20 protein-coding genes are annotated in these 23,739 nt (G+C 40.5%); 10 read left to right on the top strand and 10 right to left on the bottom strand.

Annotated elements, in window-relative coordinates; translation table 11 throughout:
* Positions 1–11 precede the first annotated feature (11 nt).
* The 3 genes from SGI74_09295 (at position 12) to SGI74_09305 (ending at position 4,228) form a co-directional block, all read left to right on the top strand.
* Positions 12–941 (top strand): glycosyltransferase family 2 protein, encoded by a 930-nt coding sequence (locus SGI74_09295; GenBank protein MDZ4677690.1) that lies wholly within the window; start codon positions 12–14, stop codon positions 939–941.
* A 17-nt stretch (positions 942–958) separates the two neighbouring features.
* Positions 959–2,374 (top strand): hypothetical protein, encoded by a 1,416-nt coding sequence (locus SGI74_09300; protein ID MDZ4677691.1) that lies wholly within the window; start codon positions 959–961, stop codon positions 2,372–2,374.
* Between the two features lie 102 nt (positions 2,375–2,476).
* Positions 2,477–4,228, top strand: a complete 1,752-nt coding sequence (locus tag SGI74_09305; GenBank protein MDZ4677692.1) for a hypothetical protein — start codon at positions 2,477–2,479, stop codon at positions 4,226–4,228.
* On the opposite strand, the gene SGI74_09310 is transcribed toward SGI74_09305, so the two are convergent.
* The 3 genes from SGI74_09310 to SGI74_09320 are packed head-to-tail and all read right to left on the bottom strand — an operon-like array spanning position 4,219 to position 8,490.
* Positions 4,219–6,129: an N-acetylneuraminate synthase family protein gene (locus tag SGI74_09310; GenBank protein MDZ4677693.1), complete on the bottom strand. Its 1,911-nt coding sequence runs from the start codon at positions 6,127–6,129 to the stop codon at positions 4,219–4,221. The genes SGI74_09305 and SGI74_09310 overlap by 10 nt on opposite strands.
* The gene (locus SGI74_09315) at positions 6,126–7,103 is read right to left on the bottom strand and encodes a GDP-mannose 4,6-dehydratase (GenBank protein ID MDZ4677694.1); all 978 of its coding nucleotides are present in this window, start codon (positions 7,101–7,103) and stop codon (positions 6,126–6,128) included. The genes SGI74_09310 and SGI74_09315 overlap by 4 nt, the downstream gene beginning before the upstream one ends.
* A 40-nt stretch (positions 7,104–7,143) precedes the next feature.
* Positions 7,144–8,490, bottom strand: a complete 1,347-nt coding sequence (locus SGI74_09320) for an O-antigen ligase family protein (protein MDZ4677695.1) — start codon at positions 8,488–8,490, stop codon at positions 7,144–7,146.
* 122 nt (positions 8,491–8,612) lie between these two features.
* On the opposite strand from SGI74_09320, the gene SGI74_09325 reads away from it, so the two are divergent.
* From SGI74_09325 to SGI74_09340, 4 genes are all read left to right on the top strand, one after another.
* Positions 8,613–10,163: a hypothetical protein gene (locus SGI74_09325; GenBank protein ID MDZ4677696.1), complete on the top strand. Its 1,551-nt coding sequence runs from the start codon at positions 8,613–8,615 to the stop codon at positions 10,161–10,163.
* Complete coding sequence (locus SGI74_09330; GenBank protein MDZ4677697.1) at positions 10,160–10,858, top strand: acylneuraminate cytidylyltransferase family protein; 699 nt, start codon at positions 10,160–10,162, stop codon at positions 10,856–10,858. Before SGI74_09325 ends, SGI74_09330 begins: the two co-directional genes overlap by 4 nt.
* A gap of 138 nt (positions 10,859–10,996) precedes the next feature.
* Positions 10,997–12,340: a TIGR04372 family glycosyltransferase gene (locus SGI74_09335; GenBank protein ID MDZ4677698.1), complete on the top strand. Its 1,344-nt coding sequence runs from the start codon at positions 10,997–10,999 to the stop codon at positions 12,338–12,340.
* 17 nt (positions 12,341–12,357) lie between these two features.
* The gene (locus SGI74_09340) at positions 12,358–13,359 is read left to right on the top strand and encodes an SDR family oxidoreductase (GenBank protein ID MDZ4677699.1); all 1,002 of its coding nucleotides are present in this window, start codon (positions 12,358–12,360) and stop codon (positions 13,357–13,359) included.
* On the opposite strand, the gene SGI74_09345 is transcribed toward SGI74_09340, so the two are convergent.
* Genes SGI74_09345 through SGI74_09355 form a run of 3 tightly spaced genes read right to left on the bottom strand, consistent with a single transcriptional unit; the run spans position 13,346 to position 15,926 of the window.
* Complete coding sequence (locus SGI74_09345) at positions 13,346–13,759, bottom strand: NUDIX domain-containing protein (GenBank protein ID MDZ4677700.1); 414 nt, start codon at positions 13,757–13,759, stop codon at positions 13,346–13,348. The genes SGI74_09340 and SGI74_09345 overlap by 14 nt on opposite strands.
* Positions 13,760–13,761: 2 nt before the next feature.
* The gene (locus tag SGI74_09350) at positions 13,762–14,652 is read right to left on the bottom strand and encodes an SDR family oxidoreductase (GenBank protein ID MDZ4677701.1); all 891 of its coding nucleotides are present in this window, start codon (positions 14,650–14,652) and stop codon (positions 13,762–13,764) included.
* The gene (locus tag SGI74_09355) at positions 14,649–15,926 is read right to left on the bottom strand and encodes a nucleotide sugar dehydrogenase (GenBank protein ID MDZ4677702.1); all 1,278 of its coding nucleotides are present in this window, start codon (positions 15,924–15,926) and stop codon (positions 14,649–14,651) included. Before SGI74_09355 ends, SGI74_09350 begins: the two co-directional genes overlap by 4 nt.
* Before the next feature lie 106 nt (positions 15,927–16,032).
* Between SGI74_09355 and SGI74_09360 the strand changes: the two genes are divergently transcribed.
* Complete coding sequence (locus SGI74_09360) at positions 16,033–17,190, top strand: DegT/DnrJ/EryC1/StrS family aminotransferase (protein MDZ4677703.1); 1,158 nt, start codon at positions 16,033–16,035, stop codon at positions 17,188–17,190.
* Entirely contained in the window at positions 17,180–18,283 is a 1,104-nt protein-coding gene (locus tag SGI74_09365; GenBank protein ID MDZ4677704.1) for a DegT/DnrJ/EryC1/StrS family aminotransferase, read from the top strand. The genes SGI74_09360 and SGI74_09365 overlap by 11 nt, the downstream gene beginning before the upstream one ends.
* Before the next feature lie 12 nt (positions 18,284–18,295).
* On the opposite strand, the gene SGI74_09370 is transcribed toward SGI74_09365, so the two are convergent.
* Together SGI74_09370 and SGI74_09375 are read right to left on the bottom strand one after the other, a co-directional pair.
* Positions 18,296–19,342, bottom strand: coding sequence for a transketolase C-terminal domain-containing protein (locus SGI74_09370; GenBank protein MDZ4677705.1), 1,047 nt, complete (start codon positions 19,340–19,342; stop codon positions 18,296–18,298).
* Positions 19,333–20,301: a thiamine pyrophosphate-dependent dehydrogenase E1 component subunit alpha gene (locus tag SGI74_09375; GenBank protein ID MDZ4677706.1), complete on the bottom strand. Its 969-nt coding sequence runs from the start codon at positions 20,299–20,301 to the stop codon at positions 19,333–19,335. The genes SGI74_09370 and SGI74_09375 overlap by 10 nt, the downstream gene beginning before the upstream one ends.
* Before the next feature lie 123 nt (positions 20,302–20,424).
* Here SGI74_09375 and SGI74_09380 point away from each other — a divergent pair, with 123 nt between their 5' ends.
* Entirely contained in the window at positions 20,425–21,075 is a 651-nt protein-coding gene (locus SGI74_09380; GenBank protein MDZ4677707.1) for a class I SAM-dependent methyltransferase, read from the top strand.
* On the opposite strand, the gene SGI74_09385 is transcribed toward SGI74_09380, so the two are convergent.
* Both SGI74_09385 and SGI74_09390 read right to left on the bottom strand, forming a co-directional pair.
* Positions 21,072–21,989: a Gfo/Idh/MocA family oxidoreductase gene (locus SGI74_09385; protein ID MDZ4677708.1), complete on the bottom strand. Its 918-nt coding sequence runs from the start codon at positions 21,987–21,989 to the stop codon at positions 21,072–21,074. The genes SGI74_09380 and SGI74_09385 overlap by 4 nt on opposite strands.
* On the bottom strand, positions 21,986–23,545 hold the full coding sequence (locus SGI74_09390) for a PfkB family carbohydrate kinase (GenBank protein ID MDZ4677709.1): 1,560 nt from the start codon (positions 23,543–23,545) through the stop codon (positions 21,986–21,988). The genes SGI74_09385 and SGI74_09390 overlap by 4 nt, the downstream gene beginning before the upstream one ends.
* Between the last annotated feature and the right edge of the window lie 194 nt (positions 23,546–23,739).

Consider the following 23,739-nt stretch of genomic DNA (forward strand, 5'->3'; position numbering starts at 1 on the left):
TGAGCTCTGTGATGACCAATAAAGATATTGAACTTTCAGTGGTGGCCAGCATCTATGACGATGCTGAGCTCATTATACCGCTCGTCGAAAAAACAACCAAAGTACTCGTTGCGATGGGTGTTTCTTTTGAAATCATCTTGGTTAATGACAAGAGTCGTGATTATTCTGAACGCATTATAGAAGAACAGTGCCGTAAACATTCTTTTGTACGAGCTCTTACGCTCTCTAGAAATTTCGGTCAGCAGATTGCCATCAGTGCTGGTGTGCACTACGCTCGTGGTCGTTATGTTTTGATCATGGATGGTGATCTTCAAAACCCCATCGATGCCATTCCAAAACTTTACGGCAAGATCAAAGAGGGTTTTGGCATCGTTTACGCTATCTCTACTGTGAGAAATTCTTTCTCTGAAAAAATTACTTCCAAAATTTTTTGGCTTATCATCAACAAATGGTTTCGCGCCAATATTTTGCCTCACCAACTTATGATGCGCATCATGACGGCCGAGTGCGCTGAGACGTATAATTCCTACACTGAAATTACACGCACCGTTGCAGGTGTTATGGCCGATATGGGATTTAGCTCAACTATTTTAGAAGTTCAAAATCAACGCCGCACCCATGGCAAAAGTCATTACAATTTTATCAAACGATTTAATCTTTTCATTGATGCTGTGTTGAGCCTTACAAATAATCCGCTGAACATACTCATCTATTTTGGCTCAACAATGTTGGTGCTCACCCTAGGATTTGCACTTTATGTTGTCTCCACGCATTTCGGAGGTGAACCTATACCAGGGTATTGGTTTGCGGCCATGGTGGTCTCATTTTTCGGAAGTATTATCATTGTAATCTTAGGTATATTGGCCCGTTACCTGGCCAATATTTATACCGAAGTCAGGCGACGTCCGCTTTTTCTTGTGCAAAGAAAGTTCAATTTTTGAGAGGCCTCGTTTTGCGCATGAAACACTTGAACTGGATATGCGGAGTTCTGCTTCTTATTCTGTTTTTTCTTTCATTAAAAACCCTAACTACCTTCCCAGATCTTTTTGACGATGAAGGCCTTTATGCAGCATTTGCCCAAGCTTTGGGAGAAACCGGAAAAACTCACTACTTGGGTTATGCCGTAGAAGCTCCCTACACCCAAGGCAACGCATTAGTCACGCATTTTCATACGGGTCTCTATGCCTGTATTGCGAAATTATTCGGATATACTTTCACTTCGGCAAGAGCGGTTTCATTTTCTCTTTTTTTGATATCAGTACTTCTGTGGGGTTTTATCTCTAGGAGAATAGGTTTTCCTGTTTTCATAGGTACTTTTTTGTTCGCTTCGACAGAACGTTTATTTCATGCCTCACATGTCTTCAGACCTGAAATCAGTTTAATATTCATCAACTGCCTCTATTTATTTCTTTTCACAAATAGACCTGATGCTCCTCTGAAGCCCACGACTTCATTTGCCAGAGGCTTATTTAACTCTCTTTTTGTCATCGCTCATGGCAATGGTATCGCCTCTGTGGCCATTAATTGCTATGACATGGCCACACGCTCTTTCTTTACATTGAAAAAACATTTTTTGGCCAATGGAATCTATTACTGCGGCTCTATTATCGCTGTTGGTCTTTTTTATTTTTTCCAGGTTAGCAGCATTGGATGGAGTGATTTTGTGCTGCAACTCAAGGCCCAACCAGTTCAGCATAAAACGTTTTTAGAACTCATACAGACTGATATTGTGTTGAGGTGGGGTCGAGAACTGGTTGTCGTCGGAGGCAGTCTCGTTGCCAAATTTATGCGAGCATATTTCTATATCGTCATTTTTTTCACAGCGGCCTATTCAGTTGCAAAACTGACGACGCAAGCGCGACAGGCAGGGACCATGGTGTTCATCTGTGTGCTTGCTTACGTTTTTCTTATTCGGGATAAAGTCGACATCCACATAGCCGAAATGATGCCCTTTTTTCTTTTTTCATTTATGCTCTATTTTGTAACACTCCAGAAACAAAAAAGAAGTCTCCTCCCCGGCGTCTTACTTGTTAGTCTACTTCTGGTGAATTCGTTTTTAACTTTTCATCATGTTTTTAAATACGCAGAAAAATCTATTCCTGAAGCAAGAGTTGACATTCTCGTAAATTTTCTTGACCAAGAAACTATACGCCCAGCTTCTGAATATAAAATTTTTGTCGGAAAGCTCACTTATTGGTTTCAACTCCATGATCGCATGCAAATGATTCATCAAAGATTTCTTGAACAGCATCTCCCTTTTAAAGGAGGTGTAATCGCTACTGATGACGTTCTTGAATTGCCGTTTCTTATTAAAAATTGCAAAATCGATTACACAGACCCTTCGGGTATTTTTAGGGCATTTTATTGCCCTTGAGATGCGACGCTATCACTATTTCGCGCTACATAGGTTTAAGACTCTGATTTGTATAGTCAATTAACTATTGCTAGAAAAACCTACGTAGAATAAAAATATCTTATGACAAAGATTCCTAAAAAGTTTTGGTGGATCCTCCTAGCCATTATTGCCGTGTATTATCCACTCTCTCCCCTACTTCCAGTGACTGGAAACTTTGATGAAGACTGGTACCATCATCTTTGGCTTACGGGTTATTTAGGTCAATATCTCTCAAGCCATGGGCATTGGCCATTAGCACTTAATGCCACCAATGCCATCGGCACACCTATTCAGAGCTTTTATGGTTTTTTAATCTATCCACTACTTTCGCTTTTTAGCCTTGTACTCGGACCCAATATAGCTTTGCGCTGTGGAATTATTTTATTCATGGGATTGCAGTTTTTCTTGGTCTATCGACTTATCCTAGAAATTATAAAAGAAAAAACCACAGCCTTCACCACGGCATGTCTTATCACATGGGCTATTTACCCTATGACCAATATTTATAATCGAGGGGCGCTAGCCGAATTTTTTGCAACCACTTGCTTAGTAGGAGCTGTTTGTTCTTGGCTTTTAATTATACTTTGCAAAAGCCAGTATGAACGACGTGTTTTCACTTTTGTCTGTGGGCTGATGATGTGTTTCACTTTAGGAAGTCATCCGATTACTGCCATTTATGCTATTCCTTTTTCAGTGCCTCTGATTTTTTTCACTTTTTCTCATCTTAGAAATAAAGAAAAAAAAGAACGTTTTGAAATATTACTTTCTCTAGGCCTCACGATTTTATTCACACTGATTGTTATTAGTCCTTGGGCCTATTTAAATTGGAGTCACCGCAACACTTTAGAAATCTCTTCATCCATCAACTCTATGGTTTGGTATTTAACAGATATTGATCTTTTTGATACACGCTTTGCCCTGCTCCCATTTGATAAACGAAGTTTGGTTTCAGGTAAAAATGTGGGAACTCCTTATCTAGATGCACAAATGAATATGCCCCTTTTAATTTTAGTCTTAGGAAGTTTTGTCATCAGCTTGCTTGGATCAAAACCACGAGAGAAAAGTTTGAGTTTTTTTACAGTCAGTGTGATCTTTTTTATCTTCGCAAGTATATTATCTCTTTCTCCTGAAGCCTTCACTTACTTACCCCAAAAAGCAGCGGTCATTCAATTTGGCTATCGATTTATTACTTATCAAAATCTTATGGCTTTTTTAGCACTGATTGCTTTGATGCTGGTAAAACCAGGTGTTTTTGAAAAAATCAAAGACAGCTGGCAAAAAACTTCTTTGATAACGATCTGTTTAACATTGGCACTGTGTGGAGTTTTTCTCAAATACCAACGAGCCAATGTAATTCGCAATAAAAATTCAAAACCGGGATATGAGTTCAAGGCAGAAGATAAAACTGCTTTTTTGAAGATGCATAAGAATTTTAATTATAGAGTGTATAACTCCATTGATATCCCTAATATTCCCATCTCCATAGATGCGCCTATTGATAATGTGGTTTTTAATTTGGGGACAGGTGAAAATTTCAGCGACCCTCAGCCCCTGAATATCGAAGTAAAAACGGGCCAGTGGTTTAAGACCAATGTGGTTTCTTTTGATTGGAATAAAATCAGCGTGGGCAATGAAGAACTAAGCTCGGATCAAATCAAAAGACACGATGCTCATTTGGCTATCTGGATACCTGCCGGCCAGCATACCTTGGTGACATCTGTGAAACCAGACCCTGCCTTACTTATTTTAAGAGGCATTTCATTTTATTCATTTGTGATGTGGGTTGTAGGAGCTTTGATATTCATCATTCGACAAAGACGAGTTTACTTGTGAATCTCGCAAGATTCCCCGCCTACTTTTTTTAGAATCTTTTCTAAACTAACTAAAGCCTCTTTAAAGCCGCGGCCTTTTTCAAGATGCCCCTGCCAAATTTCAGGAATAAACCCTACATCTAGTTTAGAGAGCAATGTGAAAATATGTTCAAAATCAATATCACCTTGGCCAATTTGTAAACCCTCTTGGGTTGCACCTTTGCCATCAGAAATATGCAGGTAGTGAACATGATCCAAAATTTTCTTAGTGAAATCAGAGAGTGTCACGCCCGCATGGTTGCAATAGAGTTGCGCATGAGACGTATCATAGCAAATTCCCCATTTCATATCGCCAGCGAACTGTGCGATTTCACCAGCGTCCATGAATATAGTATTGTACCACTGCCCGCCAAAATACCAAGGCAGTGGCGGCATGTTTTCTACCAAGAGCTGTACACCTTCTGAATTGATAGATTTTAAGTTCTTCTTTAAAAGTTTATATTGATCTTCTTTGTTAGACAGTGTGGCTTTTTTAAAATGTCCACCCGGGTGAACGACCACTCGAGGGCCACGGGGGTCTTTCATCCCTTTAAAGTTCACAGCTAGATCACGAGCCAGGGCAATGGTTCTCTGAAGCATCTCGAGGCTGTACTCAGTTACGCTTGAATCTTGAGAACTAAAATCGATAAGCTGGTCTTTAAAATACTCTGGGGCATGTACCACCAAATCTTGTTCATGAACGTGTTGATGATTAGATTCATAGCCGACAAGATCACGCCAGGTCAGATGAATTTCAATTAAATCTGGTTTAAGATCTAAAAATTCATTGTAGTCGTTAAGACGACCAACGATACCCCAAGTTTTTTTGATGTCGTATTTTTGCACTCGTTGAGTTTCAGAATTTTCTAAGACGTCAAAAAAGAGATAATCATCTTTTTTAAGATCTCCCTTTATTTTTTTACCGATAAATTTGCCAATTTCAAGTGGAGACACTCCCTTAGCTGGTGACTTAACATCTAAGTGTTCAGCCGTTAATAGAGTCCCCGCTTTAAGATCAAAAGCAGCTACTAAAGATTTTGCTAATGTAATTCTGTTATTTTTTTCACCTTGATTATAGTTTTTCGCTGGAAGCCCCAGACTCTCTTCCACTTTTCGAACATCGGCTACCATTCGTCCAAAATCTTCTATGGTCAAAGAAGAGCTGTGATCTGGTCCGGTTTGATCTACATCCCGTGTGATATGGCGTTCAATGATCATCGCACCAAGTGCTACTGCAGTTAAAGTGGGCACATATCCACGCTCATGACCTGAGTAACCAACTTTTATACCAGTCTTTTTTTCTAAAACTGGAATGTACTTTAAATTGATATCACCAGGAGATGCTGGGTAAGTACTATTGCAATGCAAAAGAGAAAAATCGGCATTTTTTGATTTAAGAAAATCTACAACCTGTAAGATTTCTTTTTCATTAGACATACCTGTAGACAAAATCATGGGCAAATCAAAACCAGCTACCACTTCTAGAAGAGGTAACGATGTAAAATCAGGAGAGCCTATTTTAAATAATTTTACTCCAAGATCTTTGAGAAAATACGCTGACTTTTTATCAAATGGGGTTGCAAAAAAATCGACAGTAAATTGTTTTGAATAATCAAACAATTCTTTAACATCGTCATAAGTAAGATGAGCTTTTTTTAATTCATGAAGTATATATTGAGTGCCCTGTTCAGCTTTAAGTGGATCATCCAAAACAGCTTTTGTGTAGACAGCTTCAAGATCACGCACTTGAATTTTTACGCCATTAGCCCCGGCTTCAACAGCAGCTTTGATGAGCTTTTTGGCTTCACCAAGATTACCATTATGATTAATCCCTACCTCTGCAATGATGTAGACGCCCTTAAAGGTTTTAAAAAGGCTACTCACTTTTGAGTCTCCTTTTTTTGTAAAGCGAGCTCATGATCAACCATGATTTTAAACATCTGACTAAAACTCGTTTTTGGAGACCAGTTTATTTTAGCTTTGGTGTTTTCAATATCCACACAAATTTCTGGAGCTTCAAAAGGCCTGAACAATGTAGGGTCAACACGCACATATTTATCATAATCAAGATCAAGCAGTTCAAGAGCTTGGCGAGCAATGGATTCAATAGAATGACTAACGCCCGATGCGATAATTAAATCTTCAGGCTCTGACATGTGCAACATTTTGTGAACAGCTTCCATATAATCCGGAGCGTAACCCCAGTCGCGAATCAGCTGAGTGTTACCGATGACCAATTGATCTTCGATACCCAACTTAATACGCGCCGCCGTTCGAACTATTTTTTTACATAAGAAATTTTCATGGCGTCTTTCAGACTCATGGTTAAACAAAATTCCATTTACCGCATAGAGCCCGTAATTTTGTCGGTAAGATTTTACCATGTTGTGCGCAAACGCCTTACTACAGCCATAGGGATTATGAGGTGCTAAGATTGATTTTTCAGTTAATTTTTCTTTGAGGGCTGGATAAAAAATTTCACTGCTTGAGGCCTGAAAAAATTTAATTTTTCGATTAAGCCTGGCGATGGCTTCTAAAAAATAACAAGGCAGGATTCCTGAAGCTTGAAATGTTTCATCTAACATTTCCCAAGATTTACCCACGTATGTTTGGCCGGCAAAATTATACACTTCATCGGGTTGCACTGAATCAATAACTTCAGATACAGAGTGCAAATCATAGGTGCAGTAGCGCATCTCGATTTTTTTATAGATATGTTTTGTATTGTCAGTGGGTTTTGTAGCAGGGTCTCGCGTGAGCCCTATAATTCGATAGTCTTTTTTTAAAAGAAGTTCCGCAAGATATGATCCATCTTGGCCATTAATTCCTGTAATAAGCGCAGTCTTTTTATTCATCATATAGGCTCTTTTTCACTCGCAAAGAGCCTACCAGAACGTACTATGAGGATCCATGTAATTTTTTTGATTTTACCGCCAGCGCTGAACTGATTGCGAGCAATATAAGAAAACTTCTAACAGGGCCTTCAAGACCTACGTTAAAGGCACCATAAATCATCTGCCCGTATATAGCCCACCCAGTCCATGTCCAACCTTCTTTAAACAAAAGCCAGCAAACCAAAACATGTAGAATAAAAAATAAAACGCCGATGATCCCTATGCGTGCTAGCGCATTAATGTAGCTGTTGTGTGGGCCAGAGATGGGCGCTCGACATTCTGGGTATTTTGGCAGACAGCCATCGTTAGGTAAATATTTTCCAAAACCATCATAAACCCTGTAGACAACCTGATCTTGAAATCCAATTCCTCCCACGGGATGAGATCTAAAAAGATCAAAAGCATCTTTCCACATGGCTGCTCTAAACATTTCCATACCAGAAGAATTTGTTTCACCTCTTTTTAGAGGGTCAACTTCTGTAATATCGGTCGCAACTTTTTCTGTGACAGGAGCTTTATTTACTAAATAATCTGCGTAATAAATCGGATATAAAACTGCTGAAACAGCGATGACAATCATCCAAAGCGCAAATCTACGCAGAAACAGAAATCGCTTTTTATTATCAACAATACTTTTGAGCCCCACAAAAATAAGTGGAAGTGAAATGCCCACTAAAAGTGTGCGTTGCATGGTTGTAGCCATGGTTGTACCAAAGGCAATTCCAATGAGGGCTATGATAACTAAACTCAGTTTTTTTTCTTTAGCCTCGGTCAAAGCTAAAATAAGAAAAGGGTAAAAAGGCACAAAGGGAATCATGAGGATAGAGAGCATGCCCGTGTAAAATACACCTAAGGTGAAGACGAAAATTATTAAGCTAGTTACAAAACTAAAAAAACATACTGTTTCAATAATTTTTGAAATTTTAGGAATAAAAGAAAGCGAGAGGCACAAAAATAAATACCAACAAAATGCTGAGTTACGAATCGCAAGAATGGGGTTGGGCTTAAAAGTCATGGCTAGTCTCACTAAAGAAAAAATCAAAAGTGCTATAACCATCAGACTCAACGGATTTTTTAAAAGGCCTCTTAATTTATTTTTTGTAACAAAAAATAAACCAAAAAAGCTCGCCAGGAGAAAATACTGTTCAAAAACAAACAACTTGATCTGAGAATTGGGAATGGCTCCTAGCTGCTTAAAAAACGAAAAATCCAAGCCAATATGTCCAAAGATATGGGCCCATATAAGAAAACCAAGGCTAATAACTAATGTATAAATGCCAAAACTTAATAGAAGGGGGTTTTTATAAAAATCCATTAAATGCTTTTTGATTTTCAGCCATTCTTGTCTCATTACTCTCTCCGTTTTCTAATATTTCATAGTAATTGACTGGTTTTGCAAAGAAGTTCAATGTTTAATGTCTCTCAGAGAGGAATTATGTTGAGTCGGGCTTTTTGATGTCGCATAAAGGGTTGATGATAAAAAAGCTCAAAAAAATTGCGCGTCGGTTTCTTGATATTACGAAGTTCAAAAAGCACCGTGCTTTGTTTGAAATATTTTTAGACACGGTGCCCCGAAAGATCCAGGTAAAAGCCAATGGAAAACGCGTAGGGCTCCTTTTAGATGTCAGTCATTATACTGCCGTTCCATGGTATGTAATCACCTTAGCATTTCTTTACAAATCCCGTGGATACGAACCCATTATTATTTGGGATGACATCCCCTACACCGACAAAGTTCGTAACAATGATCAAAACCGCGTTATTCGGAAAACCCTCTCGAGTTTGTCCGATGATTTTGAAATTATTAAACTCAGTGATTTTGAAAAGCATCCCCTTGATCAAAAAGATTCAAAAGAAATAGAAAGACTCTGTCATGTTTATCTGGTCTCTCGTTTTAGAAGTTCCGTACCTCATGAAGGTTGGAAGCCCTACCGCGATAAGTTAAAAAAGACATTGAGTGAGAATCTTTCTCGAGTGAAAAGCCTCATGGCCCAGAATTCTTTTGATCACCTGGTTTTGCAAGGCGGACTCTGGGGAAACACTTCCTTGTTTTTTTGGGAGGCCCATCGCCATGGAATACGAGCAGCAACTCATGATTCAGGTTTTGGAATTATCTACACCGCCGTAGACGGCATCGCCGCCCACCAACCCGATGTTGCAAAAATTTTCGATTTAGATGTTTTTGGAGATCATGAATCTCTTGAGCGTAAGAAAATATTAGAGTTGGCAAAACAAGAATTACAACATCGCATGCAAGCAACTGAAAAAAACGGTGGAACCCTTGACGACCAGAAATTTCAAAAACAGGTATATAATAAATCAAACACCTTCTCTTGTGATGTTCTTATTCCTCTCAACGTTGACTACGATGCTGCAGCTCTTGGAAAACAAACTTTTTTTGACAACCCCTTCCAATGGCTTATGGAGACATTAGATTTTTTGATAAAAAACACCTCAGCCACTATTGGAGTGAGGCAACACCCTGTAGAGCGCAATCCATTTTATAAAGCAAAACATGATTTAAAATTAGAAATCGAACGTGCGTTTCCCGGAAACACACGCATTCGATTTATTTCTGCCGACGAAGATGTAAACACCTATAACTTGATCGAGACATCACGGCTTACTTTGCCACTCTCCTCCACCACAGGCATTGAAGCCGCCACTTTTGGAAAACGCGTGATCATTGCCAGCGATGCCTATTATTCTGATTTTTCATTTGTTGAGAAGGCCACTTCAAAGACTGATTATTTTCAAAAAATCAGTCAATATTTAAAAAACCCTCAACCCCAATCGCAAAAGCAAATTGAAGAAGCCTTGTTGTGCTATTTCTCAGCTCAAGTGGCTAATCGTATTTTTTCACACTTCACCCCTCAACCACCCGATTATGCGCAATGGGTGAAAAAAGATTTTTCAAATCTTTTCGCTGATACAAGTGTGCAATCAATGATTGACACCTTGAGTGATGGTGTTCCTGCCGTTGTGTGGCGCATGAAAGAAATTTTAGCAAAGGAGCTAAAATGATCCAAGGTAAACGCATTCTTGGTGTGATGATTGCCAGAGGTGGATCCAAAGGTCTGCCCCGTAAAAATCTCAAGCTTGCAGGCGGAAAACCTTTGATAGCTTGGACTATCGAAGTCGCCAAAAAATCTAAATATCTAGACCGATTCGTGCTCTCCTCTGAAGATTTAGAAATCATTGAGGTTGCTAAAAAATGGGGTTGTGAAGTTCCATTTGTACGTCCCATGGAGCTAGCCGATGACAATGTCCCCGGAGTAGACACTGTCGTGCATGCCGTAAAGACATTGCCTGGCTTTGATTACGTGGTCATGTTGCAGCCCACATCACCACTGAGAACTGTTGATGATCTTGATGACTGTATTAAATATTGCGTTGAGCGTGAAGCCAATGTCTGCGCTTCAGTGACGGACCCAGAGAAACCACCCCATTGGGTTTTTAAAATGGATGGAAATAATATTTTGCATCCCATCATTGATGGAGCCAACAGCCTCCCTCAATACCGACAGATCTTGCCTAAGGCCTATCTTTTAAATGGAGCCATGTTTATGGCGCGCACGGATTGGCTCCTCAAACACAAAAAATTTCTGACCGATGAAACTTTGGGCTATATGATGCCGCGGTCGCGATCTATCGATGTCGATACAGACATGGATTGGATGATGCTGGAAGTGCTGCTTCAAAAGGACAAGAACTTATAAAGTTCGACGTTCAGCAAATTGTCAACTAAAGTGGGTGATATTTAAGATTTAATGAAACTACGAATTCTACTCAGAAATGCAGTTACATTTATTAATAAAAGGAGCCCCCTATTCATTCTGACGACCTCAGAGTCGGCTATGGGGGATACATGCGAAGCTATTTTTTATGGTACCGCCCATGCGCGGCGCAGCGGTAAAAAGATTTTACTCCTTCGTCGCTTTCGTTTTTTCGGTTATCCCAAAATTCCAATTGTAGAAATATATAATCTCCAATCACCTTATTCATTGAATGGACCTTTAGGTAAACTCGCAACCTTTGTGGGTAACTTGTTCATTACACTTTTCTTCGGCCATATCACGGCCCTCTGGAATTACTTTTTGAGCAATGGCAAGAGGCTTTGTCTTTATATAGTTACAAGTTTTTTACATTTTGTAACAAATGGAAAAGTGCAGAAAAAACAATTCATCAAACGGTATTATAAAGATCTTTTTTTTGAAGTTTGCATTGGCGCCGAACTCATGGGAAATCCCAATTACCATAAGAATTTTAGCTGGGAAGCCACAAAAGCTTTTGATTGGGCAAATGAATACGCCAATATTCCAAACTTTGTTTTACCTCCCAAAAAAGAAAAGCGAGCTAAAGAGCAATTAACACGTATGGGAATCGATAGTTGGTATGTTTGCCTCCATGCGCGCGAAGGGGGATTTCATGGAGATATGCAAAACGCACGCAATTCCAATATTATGAACTGCATTCCAGCCATCAAAGCCATTACTGAAGCTGGTGGTTGGGTTGTGCGAATGGGGGATCGATCTATGACTCCCTTACCTCAAATGCCGAGGGTTCTTGACTATCCCTTTTCCGAATTTAAATCCCAACCCATGGATCTTCACCTTGTTAAAAACTGCAAATTTGTAATCGCTGTGGGGGGTTCTTTTGTTGATATGGGTTCAAACCTTTTTGGAAAACAAACCGTAAGCATCGGCGCTGTCGAACTGATTCAAACTCCTATGCCTCAGAAAAACACGCTAGTGATACCAAAACATGTATTCTCAAAAAAACAGGGCCGTTTTCTTTCTATCAAAGAACTACTGGAAGAACCCCAAATGATTTTTGAGTCCACTGAGAAATACAGTCTCCAAGACAATACGCCTGAGGAGATCCTCGATGTCATTATTGAAACCATGTCCGCAGCCTTAGGCAAAGATCTTGAGTTCAGCCCCCTTCAACTGGAGTTTATCAAAAAACGGGATGAATCTATTCACAGCTACTTTGAGGCGGGGTTGCCCTCCAATTATGGGGTTGCCTATTTCTCAAGTGTTGAGTTTGACACCTATCATAAGTACCGAGTTGCATCAAGAATGATTGGAAATCAAGGCACCTTGGGAAAGAAGTATTTGGAGCAGAATTGGCACAAAGATCAGTTGCAAAAGGATTCTAGTAAAATATATCCTACAACCTTAAACGGTGAATTTAATTAATTCAAAGGAGAGTTTCGGTGGCTAAAAATATTCTTGTGACCGGTGGTGCGGGTTATGTAGGTTCTGTCTTGGTACCAAAACTTTTAGCCAAGGGTTATGCCGTCACTGTCTACGACCTGATGATCTACGGTGATGATACGTTGCCAAAACATCCAAAACTTAAAGTAGTAAAAGGTGATATTCGAGATACAGCTTTTTATTTCAAAAATCTCACAGGCATAGATAGCGTGATACACTTAGCTTGTATTTCAAATGATCCAAGCTTTACTTTAAATCCAAATCTTAGCAAATCCATCAACTTTGATTGTTTCGAGCCCATGGTCAAAGCAACTCGGGAAGCAGGCGTTCAACGTTTTATTTATGCCTCTACAAGTTCTGTTTATGGTGTAAGTGATGCTCCTGAGGTGACTGAAACTCATCCCTTAGTTCCACTTTCAGATTATAATAAGTTTAAAGGTTTGACTGAGCCTTTCTTACTCAAGTACCAGGCTTCTGATTTCACAACCGTCATTATTCGCCCAGCAACTGTTTGTGGATACTCGCCTCGTACTCGACTTGATTTGTCGGTTAATATTTTGACAAATTTGGCTGTGAATAAAGGCAAGATTACTGTTTTTGGTGGAGCACAAAAACGCCCCAGCATTCACGTAGATGACATTACTGATCTTTATCTTGAGCTTTTAGAAATGCCGAAAGAAAAAATCGCAGGCGAAACATTCAATGCGGGTTATCAAAATCACACCATCGCCGAATTGGCTCAGATGGTAAAAAAAGTTGTTGAACAAGAATTTCCAGAGATGGATCCCATCACTATTGAAACTTCAACCAGTGATGATATGCGCTCATATCATGTGTCTTCAAAAAAGATTGCTGAGAAATTAGGTTTTACACCCAAGCGCTCTGTAGAAGACGCTATTCGCGATCTGTGCAAAGCTTTTAAAGATAAGAAACTTCCCAATAGCCTTGACGATAGTCGTTATTTTAATATCAAGCGCATGACCGAAGTTAATCTCGAGTAAGGTTCATTTCATTTAAGGCGCGATCCCAATAGGGCAAGATAAACTGCAAAACAGCATACTGGCTGACGTCTTGTCTTTTTACGAATTTTAGATCTTGGCCTTCAAGACATTCATATTTTTGATTGTTGTCATAAGTTGTCCAATAGAGGGCAATTCTGTAATCATCTCCGATACCATCGTTACAAATAAAATCATCAATGAGCTTGAGTTGGTCACAGCGATAAGACGTTTCTTCAAATACTTCTCTGCGAGCACAATCTTCAAGTTTTTCTCCAGGATTGCGATGACCACCTGGAATTGTCCATAGCCCAGGATGTCTGATCTCGGGTTTGTCGTCGCGGTGTTGCAAAAGTGCTGAGCCGTCATCTTTTAAGATAAAGACACCGCTAACGACTTTCATCATTAGCGACTTTTCAGAGCATGCACTGTTTTAGCAAGTCCTTCAGAAATCGATGTAAATGAAAAAGTTGGAAAAGCCCTGATAGTTTCTGTGACATCAAAATGTCGATGAACGATGGGGCCCGACCGGGGATTGCATTCGATTTTAGTTTGTGGACCAGAATTACTTGCCACCGCTTGCGCCACTTCCATAAAAGAAGGTGATGAACCACTGGCGATGTTGAGTAAACCTTCAGACACATGACCAAGAGTTAGAGTAATTAATCGCACCACATCATCGATAAAAACATGGTCGCGTTTTTCTTCGCCATTGCCAAAAAGTGTGATTTTAGAATCTTTCAGTGCGGTTCTTGCAAAGCGATTTGGACCATAGCTGTTATGTGTATCATGTGGGCCGTAAACAGCGCATGGGCGAAGAACTAATGTCGGAGTCTTGTGTTTTTGCGCACTAGCTTTAACAGCGTGTTCACGAGCTAAATGCATGCATCCATAGAGAGTGGCAGGTGCTGCATAGGATGTTTCACTTACTGGGTTAATATCATCTGCGTAAACAGCATCAGAGCTAATGTAAACAAAATGGGCCAACTTTTTTTCTTCCAAAAATTCTGACACATTCTGAGCCATGCTCATGTTTTTAATAAGTGTGGCGGTGTCTTTACCTTTTTCAGGTGTAAGAGCTGATAAAAGAACAACAGTATCTGTGCTTTGAATTTTTTCTTTCAAAGTTTGAACTGCACTCTTTTGCATGAGGTCCACATCTTTTGAAGAAAATGCGAGCACATTCACATTTTTACTTTCGAGATGAGCTTTGAGTTCACGGCCGATGAATCCTGAGGCCCCAAGAAGTACAACACGTTGAGGTGCTAACCATTGAGCCTGATTATGCTTCATCATAAATTTACTCCAAGTTTAAAGTATTCAAATCCAAGTTCTTCACAATTTTTAGGATCCAGCATTCCATGAGGGTCAATCACTGTTTTACCCTTCATTACAGCCTTTGCCTGTTTTAAATCAGCTTTTGTAAATTCACTCCAAGGCGTCATAATTAAAAGGGCATGGGCATTACGACAAGCCTCAATGGCATTTGAAGTTTGTTTAATTGTTCTACCTTCAAGATGCTGGGGCAACACTGCTTGCGGGTCATATATCTGAACATTCACACCCTTCATTCCCTCAAGGAGTGCTACGGCTGGAGAGTTTTTTATAGATTTAGTCTCTTGTTTATAAGCTAAACCCCAAACTGCAACCATAGCATCTTTATGTTTTGAAAGTGTTTCGACATGAGCCGTTCTTAAAACCCATTCTTTTCTATACTGACTATTACTCGTGAAAGCATCGGCAACATGGGCTTGTGTTCCATGTTCTTGAGACAGATTTTGGATAGTGGCGATGTCGCGCTCGATGTTTCCACCAGATAATCCAAGACCAGGAGCTAAATAAGCATGAGGACCAATGCGTCTATCGAGTTTTAATGAGGGTGAGATTTCATACCAATTGGCGCCAATTTTTTCACAGATTTCAGCCAAAGTATTGGTGACAGTAACAGATGCAGCTAAATACATGTTGATTGAAATTTTAGCAAGTTCAGCACTTTCATAGCGCATGGGTAAAATGGGGCAATTAAAATTTTCTAGCAATTTTTTATAAACAGGGGGCAAATCTTTTTTCGGATCAGCACATCCTACAATGTAGCGCTCAGGAAAAAGAGCTCGCTCAACGGCTCTTCCAAAAATTAAAGTTTCAACTTGATAGAGAAGATTAAATTTTGACGTTGCTAGCTTTCGTGTAAATCCGGGTGGCACTTGGCTTAAAACGACCAATGAAGCTTGAGGGCGATTATTGAGATCAGCTTTTTCAATAACGTTGCTGATTATTTTTTTAAGATTTGTAAGATCACTTGTGTTTTTTTCGTCAGTGCTCACATCGAGAGAAATATAAATCACATCTGCTTTTTTGAGATCTTCCAATTTACTGGTGAAAGTGATCCGATCAGCGCTTTTAGTTAATAGCTCCTCAAGACCAGGTTCAAATATGGGAAGTTGTTTTTTATTAAGTGCATCGACCAATGGGGCATCTTGATCATAGGCGATGACGTCAAACCCTTTTGAGGCAATGGCGATGCCTGAGTTGATTCCTAAATGGGATAATCCAGCAAAACCGATCACCATATGATTCCTATCTTTGTCATTTGCAGATCTATTTTGAGTAACACCTGAAAGTGGCCTTTGACAATAGTTTTGTATCTGCTTTCACTCTTGATTTCCGCCACTCACAGTGGAATACTTCCGAGCTAAATCAAAACAAAGGTTGGAACGCGTTATGACACCCTCAAAACCAATAGTCCCCTATACAGATTTAGGAAATCAAGCCGCCCCTCTAAAAGAGCAACTACTTAACGCCGTCGGCAAAGTAATTGATGGTGGCAATTTCATCTTAGGCCAAAATGTCACAGAGTTTGAAAGAGCTTTTGCGCGTTATTGCCAAACAGAATACGCCACAGGTTTAGCCAATGGTACTTGCGCACTTCATTTGGTACTGCGTGGCTTAGATTTCAAACAGGGCGATGAAGTTATTACAGCGCCAAATTCTTTTATCGCCTCAGCTTCATCCATTGATCTTGCAGGTCTACGTGTTGTTTTTTCTGATGTCCGTGAAGACATGAATATGGATCCAGAAAAAATTGAGGCAGCTATTACTCCCAAAACAAAAGCCATCATGCCCGTGCACTTAACGGGAAGACCCGCACCTATGAAAGAAATCATAGCTATTGCAAAAAAACATAAACTTTTTGTTTTAGAAGATGCCGCTCAAGCTTTGGGCGCGACATTAAACGGTCAACGTGTAGGAAGTTTTGGTGATGCGGCTTGTTTTAGTTTGCACCCACTCAAAAATCTTTTTGCCTTCGGTGATGCAGGCATGATGACAACTCCTCGTAAAGATATTTATGAAAAAATGCTGAAATCCCGCACCCACGGTTTGAAAAACAGAAACGACTGTGAATTTTTCAGCTTCAATTGCAGACTCGATGAATTGCAAGCCGCTATGCTCCTGGTGACCATGACAAAACTTGAAGAATGGACAAATAAACGTCGAGAACTGGCTTTTTATTACAATAAAAATTTAAAACCCTTTGTGGAAGTTCCTGAAGAAGGCCCTGGTGAGTTTTGTGTTTATCAAACCTATGTCATTAAAGCTGATCGTCGTGATGAGTTACTAAAATATTTAAACGAAAACGGTGTTGATGCAAAAGTTCATTATCCAACACCCATTCACATGCAAGAGGCCGCTCAGCATTTAGGTTATAAAGAAAATGATTTTCCAATGGCACTCAAACTTTCAAAAAGAATTATGAGTTTGCCGTTGTATCCGACACTCAAAGTACAACAACAAGATCTCTTGATCGATCTCGTAAGAAAGTTTTATGCACGTTAAGTATAATTATCTTGATAAACAATTTGGTGATTTTGAAGAATACCTCCCCGATTTACGCGAACTCGTAGCCTCAGGTGAATTTACTCTTGGGCCGTACGTTGATCGGTTTGAAAAAAAATTCGCAAAATACATTGGTGTAAAACACGTCATTGCTGTGAATAACGGAACTGACGCATTGATTTTATCGTTAAAAGCTGTGGGAGTAAAAGCTGGTGATGAAGTCATCACCGTGGCCAATACATTCTATGCTACAGCAGGCGCTATCGTCGCTGTGGGTGCACGACCTGTGTTTGTTGATTCAGATGATCGCCACTTAATTGACGTAAAAAAAATCGAAGCCGCAATCACTTCAAAAACAAAAGCCATATTACCTGTGCACTGGGCCGGCTGCCCTGCTGAGATGGATGCGGTTATGAAGATTGCAGATCAACATGGAATTCCAGTTATTGAAGATGCTTGCCCCGCCACAGGTGCAAAAATTGGAAATAAAATGTGTGGCAGCTTTGGCAAAGTAAACGCCTTTAGCATGCATCCACTAAAACCACTCAACGTCATGGGTGATGGTGGAATGATCGTCACCAACGATGATAAATGTAATGAATGGCTTAGAGTTTATCGCAATCACGGCATGGTCGATCGTGACCACATTGACATGTGGGGAATCAACGCCCGCCTTCAACCTTTTCAAGCGGTGATTGGTTATAAACTCCTCGATAAAATGGAATCCGTGATTGGGGAGCGCAATCGCGTGGCCCGTCAACTTGATAAGGGCTTAGCTGATCTGCCAGATTTTGTACGTGTGCCACGTCGCCCCGAAGGTATGCGTGAAGCTTATCAATTATATTTGGTGCGCGTAAAACGCCGTGATGAGTTACTTAAGTTTTTAATTGATAATAAAATTGAGGCCAAAGTTCATTACCCTTTACCACTTCATCTGCAAAAACCTGCTCGCGCGTTAGGTTATAAAGAAGGTGATTTTCCGGTAGCAGAACAAGAAGCAAAAGAGATTATCACATTGCCAGCACACCAATATATAACACCTGAACAAGGTGATTTTATCATTGAGCGCATTCACGCGTTTTATAAAAAATAATCAAAAGTTAAATTAAAATGGCCCCGACAGAGTGCCGGAGTGGGATTTATTTGTAGTGCTAATATGGTGAGAAAGGGTTGATTCACCAGAGAGCATTTGAGTTACTGCGTTTACAATATCTTTTGCCATTGGGTAATAATGAACATCAAGAGCGTAACTTGCCGGAACCGGGTGATTAGGCCATGTGATAGCCGAAGGTGCGTGCTTGAGTGCTTTGAATATTTTTTGAGTGACCTCGCTAATAATTGCAGAAGCTACTCCAAAGTGTGGCCAATCAGAATCGGCCACCAAGAGATGTCCTGTTTTCTCAACAGAAGTCATGATCGTATCAAAATCAATTGGCCGAACAGTGCGCAGATTTATAACCTCAACAGATTTACCCAGTGCTGCTAATTTCTCAGCAGCAATCATAGCCTCTTGAACCATGGGGCCAATTGCAATAATCGTTGCGTCTTTTCCTTCAAGCATCACGTGAGCTTTGCCTATGGGTATTTGATAAAGCCCACCTGGAACTTCACCCGTATCACTGTGAAGCCAGCGATGATCGATGTAAATCACGGGCTCATCATCTAAAATTGCAGAAACCATCAGCCCTTTAGCTTCAGCGGCATTTGCTGGAACAACCACTTTCACACCAGGTGTAGACGCAGCGAAACCATGAAGACTTTGTGTGTGCTGAGGCCCATTACCCCAGCCGCGCCCAACGATTCCACGAATAACACATGGAACTTTTTGCTGACCACCGAACATGTAATACCACTTTGCCATGTGATTACCGATTTGATCCCAGGTGAGTGGTAAGAAGTCCACACGGTGATGTATCAAAACAGGGCGTAATCCTAAAGTGGCGGCTCCGAAAGCAAAACCCGTGAGCATTTGTTCTGCCAGCGGCCCCTCAACAACGCGCTCAGGACCAAATTCTTTATACAAGCCGTTGAGAGTTCCAAAAACTGCTTTAGGGTCAATCAAACCTACTCCCACCAAAAACACTTCTGGGTGGGCTCTCATTGTTTGAGCATAGGCATCTTGAATGGCTTCGGTAAATTTCATTACGGACATGAATAACCCTCAGGAATCATAGATGTCGGAAAGGGTGCTTGCCGGGCGAAAACAAAAGCAGCGTCAATTTCATCTTGATGTTTTTTTCGTAAGCGCTCTTTCGCATCACTTGAAACAATCGTTTCTAAAAAAGCAATGGGGTCTTTTAATTTCCAATCATCTACTTCTTTTTGTGTTCGGTAGCCAACGGAGACATCGTAGTTAGGGCCGCAATGTTCTAAAATGCGATATGTTTTGCACTCAATAAATGAAGGGCCTTCACCAGCGCGAGCTCGCGCAACAGCTGCGTTCATCGCCTTGTAAACTTCAAGGGCATTGTTTCCATCAACTTGTACTGAGTTTACACCGAATCCAGCTCCGCGTTTATAAATTGGGACATCGGGTTGTCGTTCGTTGATCCAGGTGTTTGTTGCGAGACCATTATTCTCACAAATAAAAATTACAGGTAATTTTCTTACAGCTGCAAACATCAATGATTCTTGAAACAAACCTTCTTCAGAAGCCCCATCGCCAAAAGCTGCGATGGCAACATGATTTTGTTTTTTATACTTAATCGTAAAGGCCGCACCAACAGCATGGGGTATGGCTGCTCCGACGATGGCAGTCGTTCCTTGAAATCCAACTTTGAGATCGATGAGATGCATGGAGCCGCCAAAACCACGACTGCAGCCTGTGGCTTTTCCGAAAAACTCGCTGACCATTTCATCGAGATTTCCACCTTTGGCTAAATACCAACCATGTGAACGATAATAAGCGTAGGCAATGTCGTCTTTGGTGAGATTAGCGCAAACCCCAGCGGCGATGGCTTCTTGCCCTGTGCATAAATGAATGGGAGTTTTCATCTCCGCTTTGGGATATTCACGAGCAAGGGCATCCTCGAGCATGCGAATTCTTAGAGCTAAAGAATAAACCTTTTCGATAACTTGATGATCTAATTGAGACGCGTTTTGTGTTGCCATAGATGGAAGTAACATAAAATGGACCACCACATTATGGCAACAGAAAACCCCTAGCTTCTTGTTGCAATGGAGCTTTAGGCCACTATATTGTTTACCTTACTGATTCAATATAAGGTGACCACCATGGCTGAAGTAAATCTTTTAGATAAATACCCCAAAATCAAACGTAATTTAGATGAGAGAGCCGCTTCTACCGACGATGACAGGCAAATCGCAAAACAGTTCGGAAAAGAATACTTCGATGGCACTAGAAGTACGGGCTACGGTGGTTATCGTTATGATGGTCGCTGGAAACCTGTAGTCGCGCACTTTATCGAACATTACGGACTGACAAATAAAAGTCGCATCTTAGATATTGGATGCGCAAAAGGCTTTATGCTCCACGATTTTAAGGAAGCCTTACCCGACGCCACTGTAGCGGGTATTGATATTTCAACTTATGCCATTGAAAATTCGCTGCCGTCAGTAAAGCCCTTTGTCAAAATCGGCAATGCCATAAAGCTACCCTACCCTGATAAATCCTTTGATCTCGTCATAGCAATAAACACACTTCATAATTTAAAAGGCGAAGAGCTTAACGTGGCATTGCGAGAGATGGAACGCGTGAGTGCTAAAGATAAATACACCATCAATGACGCTTATCTTAATGACGAAGAAAGAGCTGCTCTGATGAAATGGAATCTCACCGCCGTAACTATCTTACATCGCAGAGAGTGGGAAAAACTCTTCAGCCAAGTTGGGTACAGTGGTGATTATTATTGGTTTACCCCTTAACTTTTAAACTTGCTGAGTTTGGTAAGTGTCGCGTTAATCCATTCATCATTTTGAATATTGCTTGTTCCCGTTTTACACAAGATTTTGAAATGATCATATTCAAGTGCCCATGTGGGATCAGATTGGGTCAGAGTTTGTACTTCTTCCGGAGGTCTCCCACTGGGTAAAACACGTTTACGAACGGTGAATGTGCTTGGCCCCCATTTACACAGACATTCAATATGAGCGGAGCCATTTTCAGCATACACATCGGCATGAAAAGTATTGCGCCAAGATAAGAGCGTTGCTTCAAAAAACAAGGAGGGGCTGGAGTCTCGAGTTCCAAAGTGAACGTGATCGTATGATTTGTTCTCAAAACAATCAAAGCTGAGGGGCTTGAATTCGCGATTTCTCAAATCTCCAAATAAAAAATTCGCAGTATCTAAAAGATGTGAGCCTAGATCAGGAAGAACGCCATCGCCCTTATCGCGCCAAACAGAATTGCGCACATCGCGAGCCGTACCATTGCCATAAAAAAACTTTGCCATATGAATTTTGCCCAAAATGCCTGACTCAATACACTTTTTTAGATTAATAAAATGTGGCTCAAATCGATGATTGTAAGCCGTATATGCTGTGGTTTTATTTTTTTCGGCAAGCTGCTGAAGTTCGACAAGTTGATTTTGATTTTCAGTCAATAATGGTTTTTCAACCAATACGTGTTTCTTATTTGAGAGGAGATAATGAAGCAATTCAAATTTTGGTTGATCAGGAGTACAAACCAAAGCCGCATCATATTTATCAAGAGGCACTTCTTTAATATTTTTGTAATCAGCATTTGGGTTTACTGGATCAACAACTCCAATGACATCTTTTCCTGCGATTGCCCGACGCTTATGCCCTTGGATACCAAGGCCAACGACAATGACCCTCATGAATATTGAGCTCGTTTTTCGTTGATATCGAGAATCTTCATGACTTCTTCAGGGGGCACGGGGTTGTTACCCTCATGTTCGCAAGCGACTGCGGCAGCCATAGAACCTAAAATAGACGCGATAACTTCAGACTTTGTCGCAATAAGTGCAAGTGTGGCGTAAGAGACAAGTGCGTCACCCGCCCCGACTGGATCCACAAGTCTTTCCACAAAAGTATCGATGGTGAAAAATGCCCGAGGATCGTTATCATCATTGCGAGGGCGATACGTGATGATCCCCCGCTCTCCTAATTTTAAAATCAGGTATTTGCACTCTGCGGCTTTGTAAAGATCAAGAGCTAAAGGGCGAATAACCGAGTCTTGATCACCTAAGGCAAAACGCGCTTCCCGTTCGTTAGGTGTGATAAGATCAAATCCTCTGAACTCTAAGATATTTCCCCAACGACTGGCCACTTGGCTATCTGCCACGCGCATCGTATTTTTAGGAATGGAATCAATCAATGCAGGAATCGTTCGGCGGCTGAAAATTCCATGTCTAAAATCACTAAAAACAACAGCATCAGATTTTGTATCACTAATGGAATTTTTAAATTCAGAAAGTACTTTGTCTGAAATCGGACGGTTATCCAGCTTATCAACTTTTAATAAATGATAACCTTTTGCAATAAACGCATTTTTTTGTGTGGTGGGACGTGTTTTATCGACGAGCGCATTGCATTCAATGCCTTCAACTTTAAGGTCATTTAAAACGAAATCCTTTAAAGGATCTTCACCTAATACAGTGGTGAGTTTTACTTTTGCGCCCGTTTTTCTCATGTGTTTTGCAACGACGGCAGCACCCCCTACAAAATCCACTTGATCTTCGTACTTCACACTAAAAGTTGGAGTTTTTGTACCGCTGCCAATCATGGAGCAATGGGTGTAAGAATCCACGATTGTGTCACCAACAACATGAAGGGAGATGTCTTTAAAAGCAGAAAGAGTTTTTCGAAGATCATCGAAAGTAATGTTCTCTGATTTCATCAAAGTAACAAGTTTATCAATTGAAATTTTTGGCGGTGTATTTTCGATAATGGCCGATGAAGAGTAGACCACATCACCTGGTGTGAAGATAATCTCTCCGCCGTAGCTTTCAAGAACATCTATTTCTTCTTTAGTTTTGGGGGGAATATTAGTCGTATTACTGTAATCATAACCTTTGGCGAAATAATCAGGTTGTAAAAACTTGAGATTCTCTAGCGGTGTTGAACGCTCGTCAATAATGACATAATCAACTACTTCGAGAGCCGCTAAGTTCATGGCGCGCAATTGTTCAGGCACAAAGGGTCGCAGCTGACCTTTGTTGATAAAAATATCACTGGTGAGACTTGCAATCAGAACATGGGCTTTTTCTTTAGCGTAGATAAGATGACGAATATGGCCTGGATGAACAATGTCAAATGTGCCGTGGCACATGATCACAGATTTTTTGCGAGGGCGAGGGCCAATGATTTCGCGCAATTCTTCTCTGGTTTTAATTTTGCGCTTAAAGTCCTCGGGTTTAGTTTTTTTCGCCATGCAATAAGTCTCCTAATTGGGCAATACAACCTGTTTCACTAGTCTTATAACGACCTCAATATAAATGTAAATTTATACCTTGCGCAATGGGGAAACCATTGAAAAAGCCTCAGTCACCACTAAAATCCTTAATGGGCTTGCTTAGAGGGGATTTACGACTTGACTCCGCAGCACTGCGCTATTAAAATTAAGCT

The organism is Oligoflexia bacterium, assembly GCA_034439615.1.
GTDB lineage: Bacteria > Bdellovibrionota > Bdellovibrionia > JABDDW01 > JABDDW01 > JAWXAT01.